The organism is Burkholderia cepacia, assembly GCF_001039005.1.
Lineage (GTDB): Bacteria > Pseudomonadota > Gammaproteobacteria > Burkholderiales > Burkholderiaceae > Burkholderia > Burkholderia theae.
Genome location: NZ_LDWR01000035.1, coordinates 19,222 through 43,165, shown reverse-complemented (window position 1 = coordinate 43,165; position 23,944 = coordinate 19,222). Strand labels below are relative to the sequence as shown.

At 68.0% G+C, this 23,944-nt stretch carries 23 protein-coding genes; 2 read left to right on the top strand and 21 right to left on the bottom strand.

Annotated features, from left to right (window positions below):
* Window positions 1-6: 6 nt before the first annotated feature.
* From VL15_RS20455 to flhD, 21 genes are all read right to left on the bottom strand, one after another.
* A complete protein-coding gene (locus tag VL15_RS20455; RefSeq protein ID WP_048248130.1) occupies window positions 7-825 on the bottom strand; it encodes a flagellar biosynthesis protein FlhG in 819 nt (272 codons plus the stop codon).
* Window positions 818-2,569, bottom strand: coding sequence for a flagellar biosynthesis protein FlhF (gene flhF / locus VL15_RS20450; RefSeq protein WP_048248129.1), 1,752 nt, complete (start codon window positions 2,567-2,569; stop codon window positions 818-820). The genes VL15_RS20455 and flhF overlap by 8 nt, the downstream gene beginning before the upstream one ends.
* Window positions 2,566-4,665, bottom strand: coding sequence for a flagellar biosynthesis protein FlhA (gene flhA, locus VL15_RS20445; RefSeq protein ID WP_048248128.1), 2,100 nt, complete (start codon window positions 4,663-4,665; stop codon window positions 2,566-2,568). The genes flhF and flhA overlap by 4 nt, the downstream gene beginning before the upstream one ends.
* Window positions 4,666-4,747: 82 nt before the next feature.
* Window positions 4,748-5,953, bottom strand: a complete 1,206-nt coding sequence (gene flhB / locus VL15_RS20440) for a flagellar biosynthesis protein FlhB (protein ID WP_048248127.1) — start codon at window positions 5,951-5,953, stop codon at window positions 4,748-4,750.
* Between the two features lie 322 nt (window positions 5,954-6,275).
* Window positions 6,276-6,656, bottom strand: coding sequence for a DUF805 domain-containing protein (locus tag VL15_RS20435; RefSeq protein WP_048248126.1), 381 nt, complete (start codon window positions 6,654-6,656; stop codon window positions 6,276-6,278).
* Between the two features lie 452 nt (window positions 6,657-7,108).
* A complete protein-coding gene (locus VL15_RS20430) occupies window positions 7,109-7,606 on the bottom strand; it encodes a VOC family protein (protein WP_048248125.1) in 498 nt (165 codons plus the stop codon).
* 162 nt (window positions 7,607-7,768) lie between these two features.
* Entirely contained in the window at window positions 7,769-9,004 is a 1,236-nt protein-coding gene (locus VL15_RS20425; protein ID WP_048248180.1) for a DUF3443 family protein, read from the bottom strand.
* Between the two features lie 16 nt (window positions 9,005-9,020).
* Window positions 9,021-9,524 carry a DUF2844 domain-containing protein gene (locus tag VL15_RS20420; RefSeq protein WP_048248124.1) on the bottom strand — a complete coding sequence of 168 codons (504 nt, stop codon included), beginning with the start codon at window positions 9,522-9,524 and terminating at the stop codon, window positions 9,021-9,023.
* A 265-nt stretch (window positions 9,525-9,789) separates the two neighbouring features.
* Window positions 9,790-10,521, bottom strand: coding sequence for a protein phosphatase CheZ (cheZ, locus tag VL15_RS20415; protein WP_048248123.1), 732 nt, complete (start codon window positions 10,519-10,521; stop codon window positions 9,790-9,792).
* Window position 10,522: 1 nt separating this feature from the next.
* Window positions 10,523-10,918, bottom strand: a complete 396-nt coding sequence (gene cheY / locus VL15_RS20410; RefSeq protein WP_006485893.1) for a chemotaxis response regulator CheY — start codon at window positions 10,916-10,918, stop codon at window positions 10,523-10,525.
* A gap of 67 nt (window positions 10,919-10,985) precedes the next feature.
* On the bottom strand, window positions 10,986-12,077 hold the full coding sequence (locus VL15_RS20405; protein ID WP_048248122.1) for a protein-glutamate methylesterase/protein-glutamine glutaminase: 1,092 nt from the start codon (window positions 12,075-12,077) through the stop codon (window positions 10,986-10,988).
* Window positions 12,074-12,853: a chemoreceptor glutamine deamidase CheD gene (gene cheD / locus VL15_RS20400; RefSeq protein ID WP_048248121.1), complete on the bottom strand. Its 780-nt coding sequence runs from the start codon at window positions 12,851-12,853 to the stop codon at window positions 12,074-12,076. The genes VL15_RS20405 and cheD overlap by 4 nt, the downstream gene beginning before the upstream one ends.
* Window positions 12,850-13,836 carry a CheR family methyltransferase gene (locus VL15_RS20395; protein WP_048248120.1) on the bottom strand — a complete coding sequence of 329 codons (987 nt, stop codon included), beginning with the start codon at window positions 13,834-13,836 and terminating at the stop codon, window positions 12,850-12,852. The genes cheD and VL15_RS20395 overlap by 4 nt, the downstream gene beginning before the upstream one ends.
* Window positions 13,837-13,839: 3 nt before the next feature.
* Complete coding sequence (locus VL15_RS20390; protein ID WP_048248119.1) at window positions 13,840-15,813, bottom strand: methyl-accepting chemotaxis protein; 1,974 nt, start codon at window positions 15,811-15,813, stop codon at window positions 13,840-13,842.
* A 37-nt stretch (window positions 15,814-15,850) separates the two neighbouring features.
* Window positions 15,851-16,366: a chemotaxis protein CheW gene (gene cheW, locus VL15_RS20385; RefSeq protein WP_048248118.1), complete on the bottom strand. Its 516-nt coding sequence runs from the start codon at window positions 16,364-16,366 to the stop codon at window positions 15,851-15,853.
* A gap of 48 nt (window positions 16,367-16,414) precedes the next feature.
* Window positions 16,415-18,673, bottom strand: coding sequence for a chemotaxis protein CheA (gene cheA / locus VL15_RS20380; RefSeq protein WP_048248117.1), 2,259 nt, complete (start codon window positions 18,671-18,673; stop codon window positions 16,415-16,417).
* A gap of 33 nt (window positions 18,674-18,706) precedes the next feature.
* Window positions 18,707-19,084 (bottom strand): response regulator, encoded by a 378-nt coding sequence (locus VL15_RS20375; RefSeq protein ID WP_034188085.1) that lies wholly within the window; start codon window positions 19,082-19,084, stop codon window positions 18,707-18,709.
* Window positions 19,085-19,108: 24 nt separating this feature from the next.
* Window positions 19,109-20,128 (bottom strand): flagellar motor protein MotB, encoded by a 1,020-nt coding sequence (gene motB / locus VL15_RS20370; protein ID WP_048248116.1) that lies wholly within the window; start codon window positions 20,126-20,128, stop codon window positions 19,109-19,111.
* A 13-nt stretch (window positions 20,129-20,141) separates the two neighbouring features.
* On the bottom strand, window positions 20,142-21,002 hold the full coding sequence (gene motA, locus VL15_RS20365) for a flagellar motor stator protein MotA (protein ID WP_048248115.1): 861 nt from the start codon (window positions 21,000-21,002) through the stop codon (window positions 20,142-20,144).
* Window positions 21,003-21,170: 168 nt separating this feature from the next.
* Window positions 21,171-21,725, bottom strand: a complete 555-nt coding sequence (gene flhC / locus VL15_RS20360) for a flagellar transcriptional regulator FlhC (RefSeq protein WP_011350591.1) — start codon at window positions 21,723-21,725, stop codon at window positions 21,171-21,173.
* 92 nt (window positions 21,726-21,817) lie between these two features.
* Entirely contained in the window at window positions 21,818-22,138 is a 321-nt protein-coding gene (gene flhD, locus VL15_RS20355) for a flagellar transcriptional regulator FlhD (RefSeq protein ID WP_039346834.1), read from the bottom strand.
* On the opposite strand from flhD, the gene VL15_RS42755 reads away from it, so the two are divergent.
* Together VL15_RS42755 and VL15_RS20350 are read left to right on the top strand one after the other, a co-directional pair.
* Window positions 22,137-22,574, top strand: a complete 438-nt coding sequence (locus VL15_RS42755; RefSeq protein WP_196319609.1) for a hypothetical protein — start codon at window positions 22,137-22,139, stop codon at window positions 22,572-22,574. The two genes, flhD and VL15_RS42755, sit on opposite strands and share 2 nt — an antisense overlap.
* Window positions 22,575-22,804: 230 nt before the next feature.
* On the top strand, window positions 22,805-23,869 hold the full coding sequence (locus VL15_RS20350; RefSeq protein ID WP_048248114.1) for a glycosyltransferase family 4 protein: 1,065 nt from the start codon (window positions 22,805-22,807) through the stop codon (window positions 23,867-23,869).
* The last annotated feature ends 75 nt before the right edge of the window (window positions 23,870-23,944 follow it).

Genomic DNA, 23,944 nt, shown 5'->3' with positions numbered 1-23,944 from the left:
TGGTGCTCACGCGGCGTGTGCCGCGCCCGCCTCGTACGACGGCTTGCCGCCGGTACGGACGGCACGGCCCGCGCCCGAACGCGGGCGCATCGGCCAGTACAGCAGGTCGGCGGCAATCTGCCGGTAATCGCGCGCGGCGGGCGACGACGGGAACGCGTCGACCGCGGCATGCATCAGTTCGCGCGCGTGCTCGACAAGCGGATCGGCGCCCACGCAGCCCGCGTCGGCGATCGACACGGTCAGGTAGCGGCTCGCGACGCCCGCGAGGTTGTCGAACGCCGTCTTCGCGTCCGCGTGGCTGGCGACGTGATTGGTCAGCACGCGGAACTGCGCGAACGCGTGCGCGAAATGCAGCCGCTTCATGCACGCGTACGCCTCGGTGATCGCTTGCGCGGCGACCCGCGTGACGACCAGCACGTCGTGCGCTTCGCGCGCGAGCGCCGAGAACGAGCCGTCGGCGCCGAGTTGCGCGTCGACCAGGACGATGTCGGCCGGGCCGTCGATCAAATCGCTCAGTTGCGCGTCGCTGTAGCCGGCACGCGCGAGCCGCGCGGCCGCGCACAAGCCGAAACCGGCGGCCACCCGCGTGCGCTCGCCGTCGCGCAGCCACGCGCCCGCCAGCGTCGCGCTGGCCGAATGCACGTCGGCGCGCTCGTCGACGACGAGCACATCCTTGCCGAGCGATGCGAGCGCCGCCGCCAGATTCACGATGGTGGACGTGCAGCCGACACCCGCCGGCCCGCCCGTCACCGCGACGATGCGCGACGCGCGTCCGGCCAGCAGGCGCCGCAGCCCTTCGGCCTGGTCGATGATTCGTTTATCCAAATCGCACCTCGTGCAGTTCGGCGGTGGAACGTGCGGTCAGTGCGGAAAGCAGCGTCGGCATGTCCTCGTCTTGCGGCACGAAGGGCGAGCCGTCGCGCGGCACACAGAACGCGCTCTTCAGCAGGAATTTGGTCGAGGCGACGTACAGGTTCTCCGGCACCTTCTGGCCGGTCGACACGTAGTGGACCGGCAGCTTGTAGCGGATCACCGTGTCGAGCACGCCGCCGAGGTGGGTCGCCTCGTCGAGCTTCGTGAGGATGCAGCCGGCGAGGTCCGGATGCTCGCCCGCGCTGCGGTACGCCTGCACGACTTCGTTGAGCGTGTCGCCGTGGCTCGTCGCGTTGAGCAGCAGCAGGCGCTGCACCGGCGCGTTCGCGCCGTGCAGCATCGCGATCTGGTCGGACACCGCGCGGTCGCGCTGGCTCATGCCGATCGTGTCGATCAGCACGATGTGCTTGTTGCGCAGCTCGGACAGCGCGAGCGCGAGATCGCCCGCATCCTTCACCGCGTGCACGGGCACGCCGAGGATCTTGCCGAAGATGCGCAGCTGCTCGTGGCCGCCGATCCGGTAGCTGTCGGTGGTCAGCAGCGCGACCTTGCTCGCGCCGAAACGCATCACGCAGCGCGCGGCCAGCTTCGCGGTGGTGGTGGTCTTGCCGACGCCCGTCGGCCCCATCAGCGCGAACACGCCGCCGCGCTCCATCAGCGCGTCCTCGCTGTCGAGCACCGGCAGGTTCGCCGCGAGCACCGATTGCGCCCATTCGGCCGCTTGTTCGATGGTTTGCGCGCCGTCGCCGGACGGCAGATTGTCGACGAGCATCCGCACGAGCTGCGCGGAAAAACCGGCCGCGAACAGGTGCTTGGTCAGCGCGCCGTGCACGGCGCTGCGACGTTGGCGGTCGTGCCACATCAGGTTGTCGAACTGCTCTTCCATCATCCCGCGCAGTTCGCCGAGCTCGTGCATCACCGTGTCGTTGACGATCCGCTCGATGCGCGACTTCACCGCATCGGCCACCACGGCGGCCGCGTCGGCCGACAGGCGCGTGCGCTCGGCCGCCTTCGCGGCATGCGCGGCGCTCGGGTCCGGCGCGCGGGGGGCGGCGGCCGGGATCCGGCGTTCGGCGTCGCGCACGATGTCGCGCGCCCAGTCGGGCGACGTCGCGCTCGCGGCGCGCTGCTCGGCCGGTGCGCTCGCTTGCGGCGCGGCCGGCGTGGCCTGGGTGCGCGCGATCAGTGCGTCGCGCTGCTGCGTCAGGCGTTTCGCGTGCTCGACGAGCCACGGCGCGGGTTCGGAAGCGCCTGCGGCGGGCAGGCCGGCGGCCGGTGCGGCGACCGACGGTGCTACCGCGGCCGGCACATCCGCATCGATCGTCGAAGGATGCGCCGCCGTGTCCTCCACATCGGCACTCGCGCCGAACACCGACGAGAACACGTCCGGCAGCCCGCCGTCGCCTGCCGCATACGGATTCACGGCCGGGCGCGCGAGCGTGGCGCCCGGGCGCGACACGATGCCCGGAACCGCGGCGGCCGGCACGGATTCCTGCATTCGCGGCGCGGCGATTCGCGGCCGCGCGACAGCTGGCGGCGTCACCGCGGCCAGGTCCGAATCGGCGAGTGCGACGATTTCGACGCTGCCGTCATCGAGCGTGCGGTTCGACAGCACGACCGCGTCGGCGCCGAGCGCCTCGCGCACCAGACGAAGTGCGTCGCGGCTCGTTGCGCCGGTGAATTTGCGAATGTTCAAGCGGAACCCCCGATGACGTTAACGACTTTGATCGTGCGTGTGTCCGGCACTTCGGCATACGACAGCACTTTCAATTGCGGCAGGCTGCGGCGCAGGAAACGCGCGAGCATCGCGCGCAGCGCGTGCTGCACGAGCAGCACGGGCGGCAGCCCGAGATTCTGTTGACGCAGCATCGCTTGCTGCGTGCCGGTCAGAAGGTTGTGCGCGAGGCCGGGTTCGAGGCCCGGGTTCGCGCCGGTGGCGAGCGCCTGCGACAGCACGCGCTCGAGATTCGAGTCGAGGCCCATCACCTGCATCTCGCCCGCGCCCGGATACCACTGCTGGGTGATCGCGCGACCGAGCGAGAGCCGCACCGCGGCCGTGATCTCGAACGCGTCGCCGCGGCCCGCATGTTCGGACACGGCCTCGAGGATCGTGCGCATGTCGCGGATCGGCACGCCTTCCTCGAGCAGGTTCTGCAGCACCTTCTGCAGCGTCGTCAGCGAGATCGTCTTCGGCACGAGGTCCTCGACGAGCGACGGCGCGTCCTTGCCGGTGCGCTCGACGAGCGCCTGCACTTCCTGGCGGCCGAGCAGCTCGGCCGCGTGCTGGACGACGAGATGGTTCAGGTGCGTCGCGACGACCGTGCTCGCGTCCACCACCGTGTAGCCGTACACCTGCGCCTGTTCGCGCAGCGCGACGTCGATCCACACGGCCGGCAGCCCGAACGCGGGATCCTGCGTGACGGCGCCCGGCAGCGCGGCCGTCACCTGGCCGGGGTTGATCGCGAGCCACTGGCCCGGGAACACTTCGCCGAAGCCGATCTCGACGCCCTTCAGCGCGATCCGGTATGCGTTCGGCCGCAGTTCGAGGTTGTCGCGGATGTGGATCACCGGCGGCAGGAAGCCGATTTCCTGCGCGAATTTCTTGCGGATGCTCTTGATGCGCTTGAGCAGTTCGCCGTCGCTGTTCCTGTCGACGAGCGGGATCAGCCGGTAACCGACCTCGAGGCCGAGCGGGTCGATCAGCTGCACGTCGTCCCAGGTCGCCTCGTGGCTGTCGGACGGCAGCACGGCGGGCGGCGCAATGTCGGTCACGTCGCCGGCCGCCTTGCGGGCCGCCGCGCGCTTCGTCAGCGAGCGGGACAGCCAGATCGCGCCGCCGCCGAGGCCGAGAAACGCGAAGTGCGGCATCCCGGGGATCAGCCCCATCAGCACGATGATCACGCCGGTGATCATCAGCACGCGCGGGTTCGTGAACAGCTGGCCGGTGATCTGCGTGCCGATGTCCTCGTCGGTCGCGACGCGCGACACGATCACGCCGGCCGCGGTCGAGATCACGAGCGACGGGATCTGCGCGACGAGGCCGTCGCCGATCGTCAGCAGCGTGTAGTTCGTGCCGGCCGCCGCGAAGCTCATGTCGTGCTGGACCATCCCGACGATCAGCCCGCCGATCACGTTGATCGCCATGATGATCAGGCCGGCGATCGCGTCGCCGCGCACGAACTTCGACGCGCCGTCCATCGACCCGTAGAACTCGGCTTCCTGCGACACGGCCAGGCGGCGCTTGCGCGCCTGTTCCTCGTTGATGAGGCCCGCGTTCAGGTCGGCGTCGATCGCCATCTGCTTGCCGGGCATCGCGTCGAGCGTGAAGCGCGCGGACACTTCGGCGATCCGCCCCGCGCCCTTCGTGATCACCATGAAGTTGATGATCATCAGGATCACGAACACGACGATGCCGACCGCGAAGTTGCCGCCGACCAGGAAGTGGCCGAACGCCTCGATCACCTGGCCTGCCGCGTCGGGGCCCGTGTGGCCCTCGAGCAGCACGACGCGCGTCGACGCGACGTTCAGCGACAGGCGCAGCAGCGTCGAGAACAGCAGCACGCTCGGGAACGCCGCGAAATCGAGCGGCTTCATCGTGTACATGCTGACGAGCAGCACCATCACCGACAGCGCGATGTTGAACGTGAACAGCAGATCCAGCAGCAGCGGCGGCAGCGGCAGGATCATCATCCCCAGGATCATGCAGATGAGGACTGGGCCCGCGAGCGCGCGCAGGTTGGTGCCCGCGAACGGGTTCGGGCGCTTCCCGAGCAGGCCGGTCGGGGTGCTCATGCTGCCTCCCGCCGGGCCGCCCCAAGGGAGGCAGCCGCCCCCTCGGGGGGCAGCGAACGAATGTGAGCGTGGGGGCTAATCATCACGCGGCTCCTTGCTTGCCTTGCTTGCCGAGCGTGTCCTCGGCTTCTTCGCGTTCATCGTCGGCGGGCACCGACGTGCCCTTGTCGAGGTCGGCCGGCACGTCGAGATCGACCGGCACCGCGGGGAACGCGCCGCCTTCCGAGCGGAAGCGCTTGAGCTGGTAGACCCACGCGAGCACTTCGGCGACGGCCGAGTACAGCGAGCCGGGAATCTCGCGCTCGAGTTCGACGTTGTGATACAGCGCACGCGCGAGCGGCGGCGCTTCGAGCAGCGGCACGTTGTGTTCGGCCGCGAGTTCGCGGATGCGCGCGGCGACGAGGTTCACGCCCTTCGCGACGACCTTCGGCGCGCGCATCTCGCCGTCCGTGTATTGCAGCGCGACGGCGAAGTGCGTCGGGTTCGTGACGACCACGTCGGCCTTCGGCACGGCCGCCATCATCCGGCGGCGCGCGATCGCGCGCTGCTGCTGGCGGATCCGCCCCTTCACGTGCGGATCGCCTTCGTTCTCGCGATGCTCGCGCTTCACTTCTTCCTTCGTCATGCGCAACTTCTTGTTGTACTGCCAGATTTGGTAAGGCACATCGAGCGCGGCGACCACCAGCATCCCGGCGACCGTCGTGCCGCAGCACACGGCGACCAGGTGCAGCGCATCGGGAAGCGCCGCACCGAGCGGCTGCATCGCGAGGCCGAGCAGTTCGTCCTTGCTGCGCCAGATCGCGACGCCGCCGATTCCGCCGACGACGAGCGTCTTCACGACCGACATCCCGAGCTGGATCGGCCCCTGGATCGAGAAGATCCGGCCGAGGCCCGAGATCGGGTTCAGGCGGTCGAACTTCAGCTCGAACGTCTTTTGCGAGATCAGCCAGCCGCCGAGCGCCATCGGCGCGAGCAAGGCGGCGACACCGCTGAGCACGAGGATCGGCAGCAGCGCGGCGAAGCCTTCGAGGCTCGCGCTGCCGGCTGCCGACAGCATCCGGTTCGTGTCGAACGCGGTCGCGCGGTCGAACGTGAACGCACCGCGCAGCATCGCCTGCAGATGCGCCCCCGACGGACCCGCGAGCAGCCATGCGCCGTAGAACCCGGCCGCGAGCAGCGCGAACGAAGCCAGTTCGCGCGAGCGCGCGACCTGCCCCTCCTCGCGCGCCTTCTCGCGGCGTCTGGGAGTGGCGGCTTCGGTCTTGTCGAGATCGCTCTCGTCTGCCACGGGGCCTCCAGTCGGGTACGGCGGAATGCCGCTTTCCAGTGACACCGATTATTCATGGAGGCGTCAAACGCCGATCGGTCGAGCAAAGCCGGGAAAGGGGGGTATTTCGGGGAATCGGGCGAGCCGGCGCGAACGGGGCTGGATCGGGGGCGAAGCGGCGCGCGACGGGGCGGGAAAACGTGCCGGTCAGCGGCGTGGTGAAGCGTCGGTCCCGGACGGAACGGTGACGGAGGGAAGCCGCGAAGCGGTGAAACGGCGACGCGGGAAAAGCGGGGAAATCAGGCCCCGACGCGGCAACGTCGCGCGTCGGGGCAGGCGCCGGTCAGACCGCCGGGACCGGATCCGCGCCGAAGCGGTTCGGGCCTTCGGTGCCGCGCGAGCACATCCACACGAGCAGCAGGATGCCGCCGACGATCGGAATGAACCCGAGCAGCAGGAACCAGCCCGAGCGGCCCGTATCGTGCAGGCGGCGGACGCTGACCGCGATGCCCGGAATGATCAGTGCCAGCGAAACCAGGAAGATCACGCCGAGCAGCAGCAGCGTGATCACGCCCGCGTCGCGGCCCACCGCGCCGATCACCTGGCCGACGACCGACAGAATGCCGCTCAGCAGCGCGAAATACCAGTATTCGGCACGACGCGCACGGCCTTCGAATTTCGCGTATTGATTGAGTACGGAACGAACGGCTTCGGAAAAATTCATCTTATTACCCTCCTGTTTTATATTGGCACCCCGGAAACAACGCCGGAATTATATGTTTGAATTTCGACAGGCTCCATCTCTTTTCACATACTGATCTTGGCGTATACCCCGTCGCGCCGCATGCCGATACGGCGCGGGAACGGCTGCCATAGCGTATTGCGGCGCCGCAGGCTTGCATGCCGCGTCATTTAAATAATCTTCAATACCTGACAGAAACTGCAGCCTCGATAATCCAGCATTCGATTACAACCGAATGAAATCGGGTGCGATCGATAATCGGCGCGCGAGCGCGGCATTCGATTAACCGGCCGACCGGCAATACGCCAATGCGCGAGTCGCGCTACGCTTCGCCATTCCCGATCCCGGTCGAATCGCGCCATGTTCCGTCGTCTGCCCGCTCCGTTGCTGTCGCTCGCCGGCGTGCTGGCCGCCGGCTGCGCGAGCCCGCCGGCCTAGCCGGCCGCCGCGCGCTGCAGCGCGGCGAGATCGAGCTTCTTCATCGTCATCACCTGCGCCATCACGCGCTCGGCGCGCGCCGGATCGCCCGTCATCAGCTCGGTCATCTGCACGGGCACGACCTGCCACGACACGCCGAAGCGGTCGCGCAGCCAGCCGCACTGCTGCGCGCGCTCGTCGCCGCCTTCGGACAGGTGCGCCCAGTAGCGGTCGATCTCGTCCTGGTCGCGGCAGTTGACGACGAACGACACGGCCGGCGTGAGCTGGAATACCGGGCCACCGTTCAGCGCGACGAACGCCTGCCCGTCGAGCTCGAACGCGACGGTCATCACCGCCCCCTCCGCCTGCCGGGATGCGTGCGCGCCGGCCTTGCCGTAGCGCGCGACGTGCACGATGCGCGCATGGTCGAATACCGACACGTAGAAACCGGCTGCCGCCTCGGCGTCGTGGTCGAACCACAGGAACGGCGTGATGCGTTGTATGCGCGGGCTCATGTCGCTGCCTCCTCGATGTCGTGCCGGCCCCTGTGCCGGTCTTACATCTTAGGCGCTGCACCCGCGCGCGGCGGCGATCCGGCCCGTAGTCCGCGCGCGGCCCCGGAATAAAAAAGGGGGCGATCGCTCGCCCCCCTTGTTCCTGCGTTCGGCCGTGCCGCGTCAGAACGCGACGAAAGGCGCCGCGCCACCGCTTGCGGTCTTGTCCATCCCGAAGAAGATCGTCCTGCCGTAGAACTGCGGCATGCCGATGTCGAGCCAGGCGGACGAGCCGAACGGCCCCGCGATGTTGTTGAACGCGAACGTCGACGGGTTCGCGAACAGCGAATCCGCGTTCGCGACGGACATCGACACGTTGCCCGACACGCCGTTCTGGCCGGTCAGCGTCGCCCCATAGGCGGCCGTGGACGCCGGGCAGTAGAACTGCGTATTCCTCGTGCAGACCGTCTGCGACGAATCGTTGAAGAAATACGCGTTCGAACCCGTATCGAAGAACGCGGTCACGCTGCGCCCGAGGAACGACGCGCTGACGTCGCCCGTCGTGGTCGACGTCATCACGGTCTTCCCGGTCAGATCGGGCAGGCCGAACGTCAGCGTCCCGGTCGCGGTCGCCTGCCCGCTGCTCGAGACGCTCGGCATCTGCACGCTCACGCCGCTGCTGTCGGCGAAACGATGCACCGGATTGGCCACCTGCTGCGCCACCGGCACGAGCGCGATGGCGCAGTTCGCGTTGCTGCCGTTCGGGCACGCGTAGTAGTTGTTGCTGGTCGACGTCGACGTCGCGCAGAGCGTGCCGCAGTCGTTCGGCGCCGGCCCGATGCCGAGGATCCCGTTCGCGCCGAGCGCGCTCGCGGAATTGGCCGACGCGCCGCCGTTCGTGCACGAGCTCGGCACATTCGTCGTGCCGAGGTCGCCGATGATCTGCACGGGCAGCGAGGCCGCCTGCTCGGTGCCGATCGACAGGTCGACCGTGCGCACCGAACCCCACGTGTAGCTCGACACGAACTTGCCGCACTCGGCGACCGGTGAACCGCCGCTCGTCACCTGCGGCAGGTTGTTCAACACGCCCGACACCGCGCTGCCGACGAGCCGCAGCCCGTAGGACGCGGTATCGACGAGCACGTTGGTGACCACCTGGCAGTTCGACGTGCCCGGCGCGCAGACCTTCACGCTGACGGTCGGGATGTTGATCACGTTCGCGACGCCGGTGCCGACCGTGATGACGGCCGTGTTCCCGCTATTGCCGTCCGATCCGCCCGAACCGTTGCCGTTACCGTTGCTGCCGGAACTGTTACCGCTGCCGCCGTCGCCGCCGCCGCATGCCGTCACGAGCACGGCCGTCGCGGCCGCGAGACCCAGCACGCCGAGCCAGCGCTTGAATGTACGAGGAATTCTCAAGATCACTCTCCCGCTGTCACTGGATGTCGGTGCCGGCGAGGCCGGCAGGCAGCGCCGCCGGCAGCCACGCCTGGCCCGAGAAGGCGCCCATGTGGCCACCGGTCCGGATCACGAGGCCGCTCGTCTCGACGGCCACGGGCGCGCGCCAGCCGCGCGCCGCGTGTGCGGCCTGGACGCCGGCGGTGTACTGCGGGAAATAGCTGCCGAGCAGCGATGCGAGGTCCGGCATCGTCGGCCCGCGCCATGCGAGGCCGAACACGCTGCCAGCGGCAGAGGTGTATTCGTGGATGACCGTGCCCGATCCGAGCGTGATCTCGCGGACGGTATAAGCGGCCGTGCTCGCCTGCATGCCGTCGGCCGAACGCATCGCGCGCTGCATCGTGCGCGCGCTTGCAGCCTGATCGTCCGCCGGCGGCGACATCGGCGCGCCGCCCAGTTCAGCGTGTGCGTGGACGGTCCACAGCACACCCGTTGCAGCCGCCGCGTGCGCGACAGCCCAGCCCAAGCGTTTCAGCTTCAAGTTCCCTCCCAGGGACTGGCTTCGTTGCCGGCGGCGCAGCCATCGTGCCCGCGTCGCCTGCCAACATATGAAATCGTATGAATGACGCTCCGTTGCTGCTGACGCGTAGTATGCCTGCAGCATGTGTCGACGTGTCAATTCGACCCATGCTGCACCGAGCCGCATGGGTGCGGCAAGCACGGGTAAACGTTGGGGAAACGGCGTGACGCGTACATCGGGCGGCCCCGCGAAACGGGGCGCGCCGATGCGATGCGATGCGGCAGGGTCAGAAGCCCAGGCTCGCGAGCAGGTCGTCGACCTGCCCCTGGTCCTGGACCACGTCGGATTTGCCTTCCGGCGCGATCTGCGGGCCGTTCAGCAGCGACTCGGGGCTGCCGGTCGCGCTCATCTGCTCGGCCGCGAGCGCGGCCGCGGTGGCCGCGAACTGCTCGCGCCGCTCGGGCGCGATGTTCTCGACGAGCACGGTGAGGAGCTGCTGCTCGATCAGGTAGACCATGTCCATGATCTTCTTGATCACCTGCCCGGTCAGATCCTGGAAGTCCTGCGCGAGCATGATCTCGAGCAGCTGCGCGCTGGTCGCCGACGTCGACTCGGGCAGCGTGCGCAGGAACGTGCGCGTATCGTCCATCAGCTCGCGCACTTCCGCGTGCTCGATCGGCGCCGCGTACCACTGCGCCCAGCGCGCGTCGAGCGCCTCGGCCTCGTTCTGGACGCGCTCCTGCATCGGCTTCGCGATCTCGATCGCATTCAGCACGCGCACGGCCGCCTGCTCGGTCATCGTCGCGACGTAGCGCAGCCGGTCGCGCGCATCGGGCACGGCTTCCGCCGCACGCTCGACGTGCTTGTCGAGCCCGAGCTCGCGCATCGAATCGCGCAGCGCACGCGTGACCTGGCCGATGCGCGCGAGAATGCGGTCGCTCGCGAAATCGGCGCCTTCTGGGTGGCTGTCGGCGTTGAACCCCGCGCCGGCGAGCGCCGCATGGATCGGCTCGTTCACGTCAGCTCCCGGCCTTCGCCATCTTGTCGATAATCTTGTTCAGCTTCTCGTCGAGCGTCGCGGCCGTGAACGGTTTCACGACGTAGCCGCTCGCGCCCGCCTGCGCGGCCGCGATGATGTTCTCCTTCTTCGACTCGGCCGTGACCATCAGCACCGGCAGGTGCGTGAGCGTCGCGTCCGCGCGGATTTCCTTCAGCATCGCGAGGCCGTCGAGGTTCGGCATGTTCCAGTCCGAGATCACGAAGTCGTAGCCGCCGCCGCGCAGCCGCGCGAGGCCGGCCAGGCCGTCCTCGGCCTCGTCGACGTTCGAATAGCCCAGTTCCTTGAGCAGGTTGCGGACGATCCGGCGCATCGTCGGGAAATCGTCCACCACCAGGATTTTCATGCTCTTGTCCATCGTCGTTCCTTTCCAGATTCGTTTCCGTCGGGACGCGTATCGTGGCACGCGCCCCGTGACATTCCATTCAAACGCGCTGCACGCGGTCGCCCATCGTCGCCAGTCGCGCCATCACGCGGCGGCTCATCTCGGCGAGCGGCGCGATCTCGTCCGCGCCGCCGAGCGCGATCGCCTCGCGCGGCATCCCGAACACGATGCAGCTTGCTTCATCCTGCGCGAACGTGTGGGCACCCGCGCGTTTCATTTCCAGCAGGCCGGCCGCGCCGTCGCGGCCCATCCCGGTAAGAATGACACCGATCGCGTTCTTGCCCGCGTGCGTCGCCGCCGAGCGGAACAGCACGTCGACCGACGGGCGGTGACGGTTCACCGGCGGCTCGTCCGACAGTTGCGCAATATAGTTCGCACCGCTTCTCGCGAGCAACAGGTGTGCATGGCCCGGCGCGATATACGCATGCCCCGGCAGCACGCGCTCGCCGTGCTCGGCTTCCTTCACCGCGATCCGGCACAGGCCGTTCAGCCGCTGCGCGAACGATTTCGTGAAACCGGGCGGCATGTGCTGCGCGATCAGCACGGCCGGCGCATCCGGCGGCAGCGGCGTCAGCACTTCGCGGATCGCCTCGGTGCCGCCCGTCGACGCGCCGATGATAATCAGCTTCTCGGTACTGACGAGCGGGTTGTTGACCATCGGCGCGGCCGCGGGGCTGTCCGCCGCGCGCGCAACCGCTTGCGGCTGCGGCGCCTGGCGCACGCGCGCGCGCGACGCCGCGCGGATCTTGTCGGCGAGCTTCTCCGCGTAGTCGAGCATCCCGTCGCGAATCCCGACGCGCGGTTTCGTGACGAAATCCACCGCGCCGAGTTCGAGCGCGCGCAGCGTGATTTCCGAGCCGCGCTCGGTCAGCGACGACACCATCACGACCGGCATCGGCCGCAGGCGCATCAGCTTCTCGAGGAAGTCGAGCCCGTCCATGCGCGGCATTTCGACGTCCAGCGTGAGCACGTCGGGGTTGTGCTGCTTGATGAGCTCGCGCGCGACAAGCGGATCGGGCGCGGTCGCGCACACCGTCATGTCGGGCTGGGTGTTGATGATCTCGGTCATCAGGCTGCGGATCAGCGCCGAATCGTCGACGCACAATACTTTGATCTTCTGCACTGCGGTCATGCCTCCTGCTTTCTTGATAGATTCGCCGCATACGGGCCTCCGGCGCCCGGGCTCCCCGGGTTCGCCGCCCGCACGCCGCCGGCACTCGCGCTGCCGCCCGGCGCCGCACCGCGCGCGCCGAACAGCTCGATGCGCGGGCGCGCCGGCTGCGGCGCGGCCGGCCGCTTCGCCTGGAACAGCTCGACATGCGCGCGCGGCCGTGCGGCGCGCAAGCGGTCGGCCTCGCGCGCCAGCGCGGCTTCGCGCTCGGTCACGCCCGGCACCTGCAGCCGCAGCTTCTTCACCATCGCGCGACCCGTGCGCGGCATGAACGCGACCTTGCGCGGATGGACGTCCTGCAGGTCTTCCGCCGTGATGCGGATGCGCTCGAGCGCCAGGTAGCGGCGCACGAAATCCGCATTGCGATCGCCGATGTTGATGGTCGTCATTCCTGCCAGCACGGCCGCGCCGCCGAACACCTTCGCCTCGAGACGCTCGCGGCGCCCGCCGGCCTTGATCAGCTCGTTGATCAGCACTTCCATCGCATACGCGCCGTAACGCATCGATTCGGACGCGGTCGCGCCCGCATCGGCGCCGTCGTCGGGCAGCATGAAGTGGTTCATCCCGCCGATGCCGGCGTACGGATCGTGAATGCACGCGGCGACGCACGAGCCGAGCACGGTCATCAGCACCATGTCCTCGGACGTCGTGTAGAACTCGTTCGGCAACAGCTTCACGCCGGGACAGCCGAAATGGTTGTCGAAGTAGCGATTCGTCGCGATCGGCAGGGCGCTCATCCGCGATCTCCGTAGGCGGGTGCGGCGGACCGCGCGGGAGCGCGCGACGGCGTGGCCGCCGCCGCGGGCGCCTGCGCGGCACGCGGCCGCGCACCCTGCGCGGCGTCGCGTGTCAATTCGTACACCGTCTGCCCGCGCAGCCGGAACCCCTGCGTGACGTACGTGAAGTTTTCCGAATGGCCGGCGAACAGCAGCCCGCCCGGCTTCACCAGCGGCTCGAAGCGTGACAGCACCTGCCCCTGCGTCGGCTTGTCGAAGTAGATCATCACGTTGCGGCAGAAGATCGCGTCGAACGGCTTCGCGATCCCGTAGTCCGCATCGGTCAGGTTCAGTTGCTCGAAGCGGATCATCGCACGCAGCTCGGGGCGCACCTTCACGCGGCCTGCCTGCGGGCCCGTGCCCTTCAGGAAGAAGCGCTTCAGCCGCTCCGGCGTCAGGTGCTTGACCTGGTCGTACGTATAGATGCCGGCTTCCGCCTTCGCGAGCACCTGCGTGTCGAGATCGGTCGCGAGGATCGACGCGCCGCGCGCCGCCGATTCGCCGAGCGCCTCGATCAGCGTGATCGCGATCGAATACGGCTCCTCGCCGGTCGACGCCGCCGAGCACCATACCGACACGGGTGCCGGCCGCCCCTTCACGAAATCCGACAGGATCGGGAAATGGTGCGACTCGCGGAAGAACGCGGTCAGGTTCGTGGTCAGCGCATTGGTGAACGCTTCCCACTCGAGCGGATCGTCTTCCTGCTCGAGCAGGTCGAGGTAGTCGCGGAACGTGTCGAGGCCGCGAGCACGCAACCGCCGCGCGAGACGGCTGTACGCCATGTCGCGCTTGTGCTCGGACAGCGAGATCCCCGCGCGTTGGTGGATCAGCGCGCGGATGCGCGCGAAATCCGCGCCCGTGAACGCAAAGTCGCGCCCCGGCTCGCCCGCTCGGGGCGCGGCATCCGGTGCATCGGGTCGAAATGGCGCGCGCGCGTGCGGCATGGTTTAGAAGGTCTCCCAGTCGTCGTCGGACGTGCCGGCCGCGGCCGCGGCCGGCTTCTCGCCGTTCAGCGCGGGGCGCACGAGAGCGGGCTTCGCGGCCGGCTTGTCCGCCGGTGCGGCCGTCTTCGCGAGACGCGGGCCGTAGCCGCCGGCAGCGGCGCCGCGAGACGCAGGTGCTTCCTTCTGCGTGCGTGCACCGGAGTCCGCCGCGCGCTTCGGTTCGCGGCTGGCGGCCGGCGCGGCGGCATGCGACGCCGGCGAGGCTCGGCGTGCGGATGCCGCGGCAGCCTGCGGTGCCGGCAGCGCGGCGACCGGCGCGGCGTCGTAACGCGGCTCCGACGGCAACGCCGGCAAGGCCGGCAAGGCGGCCGGTTCATGTGCGACCGGCCGCACCACGCTGCGCGACGGCGCGAGCACGATGCCGCCCGCCACGCGCCAATCCGACACGATCGCCTTCATCTGGCGCGTCTGCTCCTCGAGCGACGCAGCCGCGGCCGCCGCCTGCTCGACAAGCGCCGCGTTCTGCTGCGTGACCGAATCCATCTGGCCGACCGCGCGGTTGACCTGCTCGATGCCGGTCGACTGTTCGTCCGACGCGGCGCTGATCTCGCCCATGATGTCGGTCACGCGGCGCACGGCCTGCACGATCTCGTCCATCGTCGAGCCCGCGCGCGCGACGAGCGCCGACCCGCTCTCGACCTTCTCGGACGAATCGCCGATCAGCTGCTTGATTTCCTTCGCGGCGCTCGCGCTGCGCTGCGCGAGCGAGCGCACCTCGCCCGCGACCACCGCGAAGCCGCGGCCCTGCTCGCCCGCCCGCGCGGCTTCGACCGCCGCGTTCAGCGCGAGGATGTTGGTCTGGAACGCGATGCCCTCGATCGTCCCGATGATGTCGACGACCTTGCCCGAGCTCGCCGCGATGTCCTGCATCGTCGACACGACCTGGCCGACCACGTCGCCGCCCTGCGTCGCGATGTCCGACGCGTTCACCGCGAGCTGGCTCGCCTGCCGCGCGTTCTCCGCGTTCTGCCGCACGGTGCCCGTCAGCTGCTCCATGCTCGACGCGGTTTCCTGCAGCGACGCGGCCTGCTCCTCGGTGCGCTGCGACAGGTCGACGTTGCCGGTCGCGATCTCGCGTGCGCCGACGTCGATCGATTCGGTGCCGCGATGCACGGCCTGCACCATCGTCGTGACGGCGTCCTGCATCCGCTTGATGCCGCCGAACAGGCGACCGATCTCGTTCGTGCTGAACACGTTCACCGGTTGCGTAAGGTCGCCGCCGGCGATGCGCTCGAAGTGCGCGATCGCGTCCTCGAGCGGCTGCACGATCAGCCCGCGCAGCGCGAAGCGGATCGCGATCACGACGACGAACGCGATCGCGATGCCGGCCGCGATCAGCGCGACCATCAGCGAGATCTGCGACTGCGTCGCGGCCTGGCGGTCTTCCGCGCGCTTCTGCAGCGACGCGACCACGGCCGACGCGGCCAGGTCGTACGCGACGAACATCGGGCTGATCTTCGTGTCGGCGACCGCGTGGTACGCGGCCATGTCGCCCGCGCGCGCGGCCGCGAACTCGGGCTCGACGCCTTCCTTCACGATCGTCGCGTAACGTGCGGACAACTCGTCGACGAGCGCCTGCTCGACCCCGAGCTTCGGCGTCGACTGGAACGCCTGCCAGTTCTGGTTCGACTTCGCGTACAGCTCCTGCGCGCGGTCGAGCACCTTGGCCGCGTCGGCCGTGTTGCCGGCTTCCGTCAGCGACCGGAAGCGATCGAGCGACACGCGTGCGCGCAGCAGGTACGACGACGTGTCGTCGAGCGTATGGATCGCCGGCAGGTCAACGTGCGCGATCTCGTCGAGCGAGCGACTCGCGTGATTGAGCGCGTAGAGGCCGAGCCCGCCGACCGCGGCGGCCAGGCACACGAGGATGAGTCCGACCGCCGTCAGCGTCGTGCGGATCGACCAGTTATGCAACATTGCAGATTCTCCCGAAATTCCTGCGCGCGCGGCGCGCTTACCCGCCGAGCGACTCGATCAGCGCCATTTCACGGCTCGACATCAGCTTCTCGATGTCCATCAGGATCAGCATCCGGCCGTCGACCGTGCCGAGGCCCGTCAGGTACTCGGTCGTCAGCGTCGCGCCGAATTCCGGTGCCGGCATGATCTGGTCGGTCTGCAGCGTCAGCACGTCCGACACGCCGTCGACCACCATCCCGACCACGCGATGCGCGACGTTCAGGATGATCACGACGGTCTGGTGGTCGTACTCGACGCGGCCGAGATGGAACTTGATCCGCATGTCGACGATCGGCACGATGATCCCGCGCAGGTTGATCACGCCCTTGATGAACTCCGGCGCGTTCGCGATGCGCGTGACGCTGTCGTAGCCGCGGATTTCCTGCACCTTCAGGATGTCGATCCCGTATTCCTCGTCACCGAGCGTGAACACGAGGAATTCCTGGCCCGTCGCATCGCCTTGTTCCGCGTCACGGCGGCTGTTTGCCGCGTTCGCCGCGGCCGGATTGATCATTTGGACTTCAGCAGGCACGTTTGCCCCCAATCGGTTGAATGGCGAGAGTCAGAACATCGCGAGCTCGGCGCCCGCACGGGCGCCGTGCATCGCACGGGTTTCGCGGTTCAGCGCCGCGACGTCGACGATCAGCGCGACACTGCCGTCGCCGAGGATGGTCGCCGCCGAGATGCCATGTACCTTGCGGTAATTCGTTTCGAGGTTCTTCACGACGACCTGCTGCTGGCCGACCAGTTCGTCGATCAGCATCGCGAAGCGGCGCCCCTCGGTTTCCATGATCGTGACGATCCCCTGCGTCGGGTCGGTGCGCGCGTCCTCGACCGAGAACACTTCGTGCAGCGCGACGAGCGGCAGGTATTCGCCGCGCACGCGCACCACACGTTCGCCGTTGCCGACCGTGTAAATGTCGTCGTTCGACGGCTGCAGCGACTCCATCACGAAGTTCAGCGGCAGGATGAAGATCTCGTTGCCGACCTTCACCGACATCCCGTCGAGAATCGCCAGCGTGAGCGGCAGCACGATCCGCGTGGTCGTGCCGCGGCCGGCCAGCGACGTGATCTCGACGTGGCCGCCCATCGACTGGATGTTGCGCTTCACGACGTCCATCCCGACGCCGCGGCCCGACACGTCGGTCACGGTCTCGGCGGTCGAGAAGCCCGGCGCGAAGATCAGGTTCCACACCTCTTCGTCGCTGATGTTGTCGGACACCTGCATGCCCTGCTTCGCGGCCTTCGCGAGGATCCGCTCGCGGTTCAGGCCCGCGCCGTCGTCGCTCACCTCGATCACGATGTTGCCGCCGTGATGCGCGGCCGACAGCACGAGCTGGCCGACCGCGTCCTTGCCGGCGGCGACGCGCTTGTCGACGGTTTCGATCCCGTGGTCGAGGCTGTTGCGCACGAGGTGCGTGAGCGGATCGATGATCCGTTCGATCAGGCTCTTGTCGAGTTCGGTCGCCTGGCCGAACGTGACGAGTTCGACCTGCTTGCCGAGCTTGCCGGCGAGGTCGCGCACGAGCCGCGGGAAGCGGCTGAACACGTAGTCCATCGGCATCATGCGGATCGACATCACGGCTTCCTGCAGGTCGCGCGCATTGCGCTCGAGCTGCGCCATCCCGTTGAACAGGCGGTCGTGCAGTGCCGGATCGAACGCAGTCGCCGTCTCCGCGAGCATCGCCTGCGTGATCACGAGTTCGCCGACGAGGTTGATCAGCTGGTCGACCTTCTCGACGCCGACGCGGATCGAGCTGCCTTCGGCGCCCGATGCGGCCGCGGCGGCCGGGCGCGCGCGCTTGTCATCGTGGTGCGCGGCGGCCTGCGCCGCGTGTTCGGCCTGCGGCTGCTGGGGTTGTTGCTGCGGTTGTGCTGCGGCGGCCGGCTCCGCGGCGGCGGGCGCCAGCGCCGGTGCGGCGGCCTGAGGCGCGAACACCTCGACCCGCGCGGCGGGTTGTGCGGCGGCGGCCGGTTCGACAGTCGGTTCGGCAGCCGGTGCCGCGACGTCCTGCGCGGCAGCCGGTGCCACCGGCGCCGTGCCGCGCGCGACGCGGATCTGGCTTTCGTCGATCACGAAGCAGCACACGGCGACGATGTCGTCGGACGGCACGTCCGATTCGAGCCACAGCGTCAGGTCGGCGCCCGCTTCCTCGCGGCCGACGATCCGGCCGAGGTTGCCGAGTTCCTCGCTGAGCAGCGCCTGGTCCTTCGCATCGACGCCCAGCAGCGTGATCTTCAGGTGCGGGCCGCCTTCGCCGGCTTTGGCCGCCGGATGCGCGGCCGCAACCGCCTGCTCGATCACATGATCGGGCGCGCGATCGCCGCTGGCGGCGGGCTCCGCGGCCGGTGCGGCAGCCACGACAGCCACGGCAACAGGCGCGACGGGCGCAGCAGGCGCGGCCGCCACAGCCGCCGGCGCACCCGCGCCGCTCTCGGCCTTCAGCCGTTCGAGCTTCGCGCAGATCGTCGCGGCGGCGGCCGCGTCCGGTTCGGCGCTCGCGCGGTAGTCGACGAGCTGGTCGGACAGCACGTCCTTGGTCTCGAGGAACGCGTCGACCATTTCCTTGGTCAGCGTCAGCTCATGGTTGCGCGCGCGGTCGAGCAGCGATTCGAGGATGTGCGTCGTATCGGTCAGCGCGGAAAAGCCGAACGTCGCCGCGCCGCCCTTGATCGAATGCGCGGCGCGGAAAATCGCGGCGAGATCCTCGGGGTCGGGCGAGCCGACGTCGAGGTTCAGCAGCAGCTGCTCCATCTGCGCGAGCAACTCGTCCGCTTCGTCGAAAAAGGTCTGGTAGAACTGCGTGATGTCGAGAGTCATGCCCGGTCACCGGTTGGATTCGTCGCGTTCATGTCAGGAGGCGGCCGGCTCGGACAGCGTCGCGACCAGGTCGACCAGCACGGCCGGGTCGATCGGCTTCTCGATCCATCCGGTCGCACCCGCGTCGCGTGCGGCGTCCTTGAAGGCATCGCTGCCCTCCGTTGTCAGTACGAGGATCGGCGTGTCCGCATACGCGGTCAGCTTGCGCAGCGCGGCGATCACCTCGAGCCCGTTCTTGCGCGGCATGTTCTGGTCGGTCAGCACCAGGTCGTACGGCGCGGTCGCGGCCATGTCGAAGCCGGCTTCGCCGTCCGGCGCCACCGTCACGTCGTAGCCGGCCTGCGCAAGCGTTGCCTGCAGCAGCGCACGCATGGTCGCGGAGTCGTCGATGGCGAGAATGGTTCGGATCATGTCTGTCTCGGAATCTGGGATACGTCAGGGTTTCGGCGCCGCGACGGCGGCGCTCGCGACCACCGGACGCGCGGCCGGCGACGGGCCGCCGAGCTGCTGCGCGAGCAGCTTCGAGCCCGCCGCGTCGGCCGACAGCGTCGTGGTCGTCGCGTCGTCGCGCATCAGCGCTTCTTCGGATTTGCGGTTCAGCACGATCACGCTGATCCGGCGGTTTTCCGGATCGAGCGGGTCGGCCTTGTTCAGGTTCTGCGTCGACGCGAGCCCGAGCACGCGCAGCACTTTCGCCTCGTCCATGCCGCCGGAGATCAATTCGCGGCGCGACGCGTTCGCGCGGTCGGCCGACAGCTCCCAGTTGCTGTAGCCGCCCTCGCCGCCCGCGTACGGCACGGCGTCGGTGTGGCCCTGGACGATGATCCGGTTCGGCACGTCGTTCAGCGTCTTGCCGATCTCGCGCAGGATGTCGCGCATGTACGGCTCGACGTGGTCGCTCGACATCGCGAACATCGGCCGCTTCTGCGTATCGACGATCTCGATGCGCAGCCCCATCAGCGTCGAGTCGATGCGGATCTGCTGCTTGAACTGGCGCAGCGTCGGATTGGCCTCGATCGCGGCCATCAGCTTGATCTGCAGGTCGTGCAGGCGCGCCTGCTCGCGCCGCTCGATCGCGCCCTGCGCCTGCGCTTGCGCCTGCTCGTCGACCGGCTTCGCGACCCGCTCGGCAAGCGACGTCGTGCCGTCGGTGCGGCGCAGCGTGCCGGCGTCGACGCTCGACAGGTCGCGGCCGCCGGCGTTGATGATGCTGGAGTCCTGCGAGTTGCGGTCGCCGCTGCCGAGCAGCGCGGCCTTCAGCGGCGTGTTGAAGTATTCGGCGATCCCCTTCAGCTGCACCGGCGTGACCGAGCTCAGCAGCCACATCAGCAGGAAGAACGCCATCATCGCGGTCATGAAGTCCGCGTACGCGAGCTTCCATGCGCCGCCGTGGTGGCCCTTCTTCGCCGGGGCCACCCGCTTGACGACGATCGCGCGATCCTTGCTCTTGCTCATCGTGCGCTCCGCGTCACTTCGCCTTCACGCGGCGCACGTGCTCTTCGAGCTCGGAAAACGACGGCCGCTCGGTCGAGAACAGCACCTTGCGGCCGAACTCGACGGCGATTGCCGGCGCATAGCCGTTCAGCGTCGCGAGGATCGTCACCTTGATGCACTGGAACATCTTGGTCGACTCGGCGACGCGCTGCTCCGCGAGGCTCGCGAGCGGCCCGATCAGCCCGTACGACAGCAGGATCCCGAGGAACGTGCCGACCAGCGCCTGCGCGATCATCGCGCCGAGCACCGCGGGCGGCTTGTCGGCGGACGCCATCGTGTGCACGACGCCCATCACGGCCGCGACGATGCCGAACGCCGGCATCGCGTCGCCGACGCGCATCAGTGCGTGCGCGGGGCCTTCGCCTTCCGCGTGGTGCGTCTCGATCTCCTCGTCCATCAGGCTCTCGATCTCGAACGCGTTCATGTTGCCGCCCACCATCAGGCGCAGGTAGTCGGTCAGGAATTCGACGATGTGGCGATCGGCGAGGATTTTCGGGTATTGCGTGAAGATCGGGCTCTTTTCCGGATCGTCGATGTCGGCCTCGAGCGTCAGCGTGCCTTCCTTGCGGGCCTTCGCGAGCAGCACGTACAGGAGCGCCATCAGCTCCATATAGACGTCCTTCGTGTATTTCGAGCCCTTGAAGAGCGTCGGCAGCACGCGCAGCGTCGCCTTGATGGTCTTGCCGCCGTTGCCGAGGATGAATGCGCCGACGCCGGCGCCCACGATCATCAGGATCTCGACGGGCTGGATCAAGGCGCCCAGATGCCCGCCTGCCAGCGCATAACCGCCGAAGACGGACAACAGCGTCACGAGTGTTCCCACGATAATCAGCACTGCCTGTCCCTCACGAAAGACCGGCGGGGAGACCGCCGTTAATCAGGTTTACGGCAGTCGGCAGGAAAACTTTCGCGGCCGCTCGATGGCGGCCCGACGGTGTTTACCAGCAATTCGCAGACGATTCGCGCGGCCCGCGGGCGCCGCTCGCGCCCCGCCCTGCGGCGCTCAGGCCGCGGCGGCGGCCAGTTCGGCGCGCGCGGCGGCGGCCTTGCGGGTCTTGCCCGCACGCGACGGCGGCTGGCACAGGCCGCAGACGAAACCTTGATGCGGATCATGCGCATGCGCGACGAAGTGGCCGCCGCAGCGCGTGCACGGGGTCATCTGCAGCATCCCCGAATCGAAGAAGCGCACGAGCGTCCACGCGCGCGTGAGGCTCAGCGCGGCCTCGTCGCCGGACAGGTTCACGTGCTCCTGATAGAGCCGGTACGCCTTCACGATCGACTGGATCGGCTCGCAGCGGCCGTGGTCCTGCATGAACCGGTAGATGTTGTAGAACAGCGACGAGTGGATGTTCGGCTGCCACGTCATGAACCAGTCGGTCGAGAACGGCAGCATCCCCTTCGGCGGCGACACGCCCTTCAGTTCCTTGTACAGCTTGATCAGACGGTCCCGCGACAGGCTCGTCTCCGCCTCCAGCAACTGCAGCCGGGCGCCCAGTTCGATCAGTTCGATGGCGAGGGTGATTTCCTTCACCTCGATCACGACGCTTTTGCTTGCCATGGTGAAAGCCGTCCGCTTGACGTTGTTCGGATGGATGGCCAATACGCTGCCCACCGGCGCGGCACGCCGGGACACACGCAAGGCGGGATGGATCAGCGGACGCCTTCGACCTGCTGCCCGGCCATCAGGATGGCCGAGTGGGCGTGCGCGACGACATCGCTGCGGCCTTTGTCGGCGAGCGAGGACAGCAGCGCGTGATCGTCGAAGCGGAAGCGGCACAGCATCTGGTTGGACGCGGCGAGTTTCACGGTCTGTGCGAGCGTGAGGTTCGCGAGCAAGTCGGCCAGTTCCTGGGAAATTCCCATGCGGAACATGCCCATCGCCTTGTCTTCCCGCAGCAGGCGTTGCGCGAGGAGGAGGTACGACAGGTTGACCTCTTTGATCTCACTGAGCATTTCGCTGGTAGCGCTCATGATTCCCCCGTTAAAGAGCTTTGCTTTGGCCATTCATGTTATGAAAACGTTTGCTCGATCGGAGCGCTCTTGGCGCTCGGTCGGCTCGTTTATAGTCTTACAGGGCGAATTCTGGCCAAACGGCATTTATGCCGGTATCAGCGAAGTGGCGTATGCCATGCAGGATTTGTCTGTAAACCGTGTAGGAATTTTTCCGACAAGGCGAATTGAAAGGAACAAGCGGGAAAACGAGGGGCGGCGCGGGTTCGGCCGTGATGTGCCCGATGGCCGCCGCGCAATGGCGGAAGGCTTGCCGGCGAGGCCGCCGACAATCGAATCGGTAAAAATTATAGAGCTTTTTCACGCTGGCGCAACAATAGATGCGTCTATCTCCATTTGTGTTTGCGCTCCCTTTTTCTCGGGGTTTTCGTGTATTTCATCGTGTAACAAGCCTTAAGTGTTTGAAAAATCACTCGAACCCTACAGTGCGATATCGATAATGACCTCCAATGGGCGGCGGCGCGAGCCGTGCCGGCCCGCCCCGCAGCTTGCCGTCCGGCGCCCCGCGCACCCCGCCCAGGGCCCGGCCACGTACCGCCAACAGCGTGCGTCGGCGAGTTCCGCAACCTTGTAGGGGATCCGTAGCGGCGCCGAAGCGCCCAAGCGGATCGACACCGGAGATCACCCATGCGAATTGCCCAGATCGCGCCGCTTTACGAAGCCGTTCCGCCGAAACTCTACGGCGGCACCGAGCGTGTCGTGTCCTACCTCACCGAGGCGCTCGTCGAACTTGGCCACGACGTGACGCTGTTCGCGAGCGGCGACTCCGTTACGTCGGCCCGTCTCGAGGCGGCCTGGCCGCGCGCACTGCGGCTCGACCCGTCGATCCGCGATTCGATGGCGCCCCATATGCGGCTCCTCGAGCAGGTCGCCCGTGTCGCGCACGAATTCGACGTGCTGCACTTCCACCTCGACTACCTGCCGTTCTCGCTGATGTCGCGCCTCGACACGCCTTACGTGACGACGCTGCACGGCCGCCTCGACCTGCCGGAGCTGCAGCCCGTGTTCGACGCGTTCCCGGACGCACCGGTCGTGTCGATCTCGAACAACCAGCGCAAGCCGCTGTCGCAGGCCGCGTGGGCCGGTACCGTGTATCACGGGCTGCCCGACACGCTGCTCACGCCGCAGCCGGGCGTGAAGCCCGAATACCTCGCGTTCCTCGGCCGCATCTGCCCCGAAAAGCGCGTCGACACGGCAATCCGGATCGCCGCGCAAAGCGGGCTGCCGCTGAAGATCGCCGCGAAGGTCGACAAGGCCGACGCCGACTATTTCAAGGAAGTGATCGAGCCGCTGCTCGGTGAGGCGCACGTCGAGTTCATCGGCGAGATCAACGAAGCGCAGAAGCCCGCCTTCCTGTCCGGCGCGAAGGCGCTGCTGTTCCCGATCGACTGGCCGGAACCGTTCGGCCTCGTGATGATCGAGGCGATGGCCTGCGGCACGCCGGTCGTCGCGTTCAACCGCGGTTCGGTGCCGGAAGTGATCGAGGACGGCGTAACCGGCTTCATCGTCGAGGACGTGCAGGGCGCGGTCGGCGCGCTGCACCGGATCGACAGCCTGTCGCGCACCGCGATCCGCGAACGTTTCGACACGCGTTTCAGCTCGAAGGCAATGGCGCAGCGTTATGTCGAAACTTACGAATCGCTTTGCACGACGACCCGGCAACCCGCATTGCGCCGGGTCGCGGGCGCCTGACGCGGAAATCCGCACGGAAATATTCCGTAAAATTCGCGCCGAAATCGGCGCGCAATACAAAAGAGCCGCATCGAC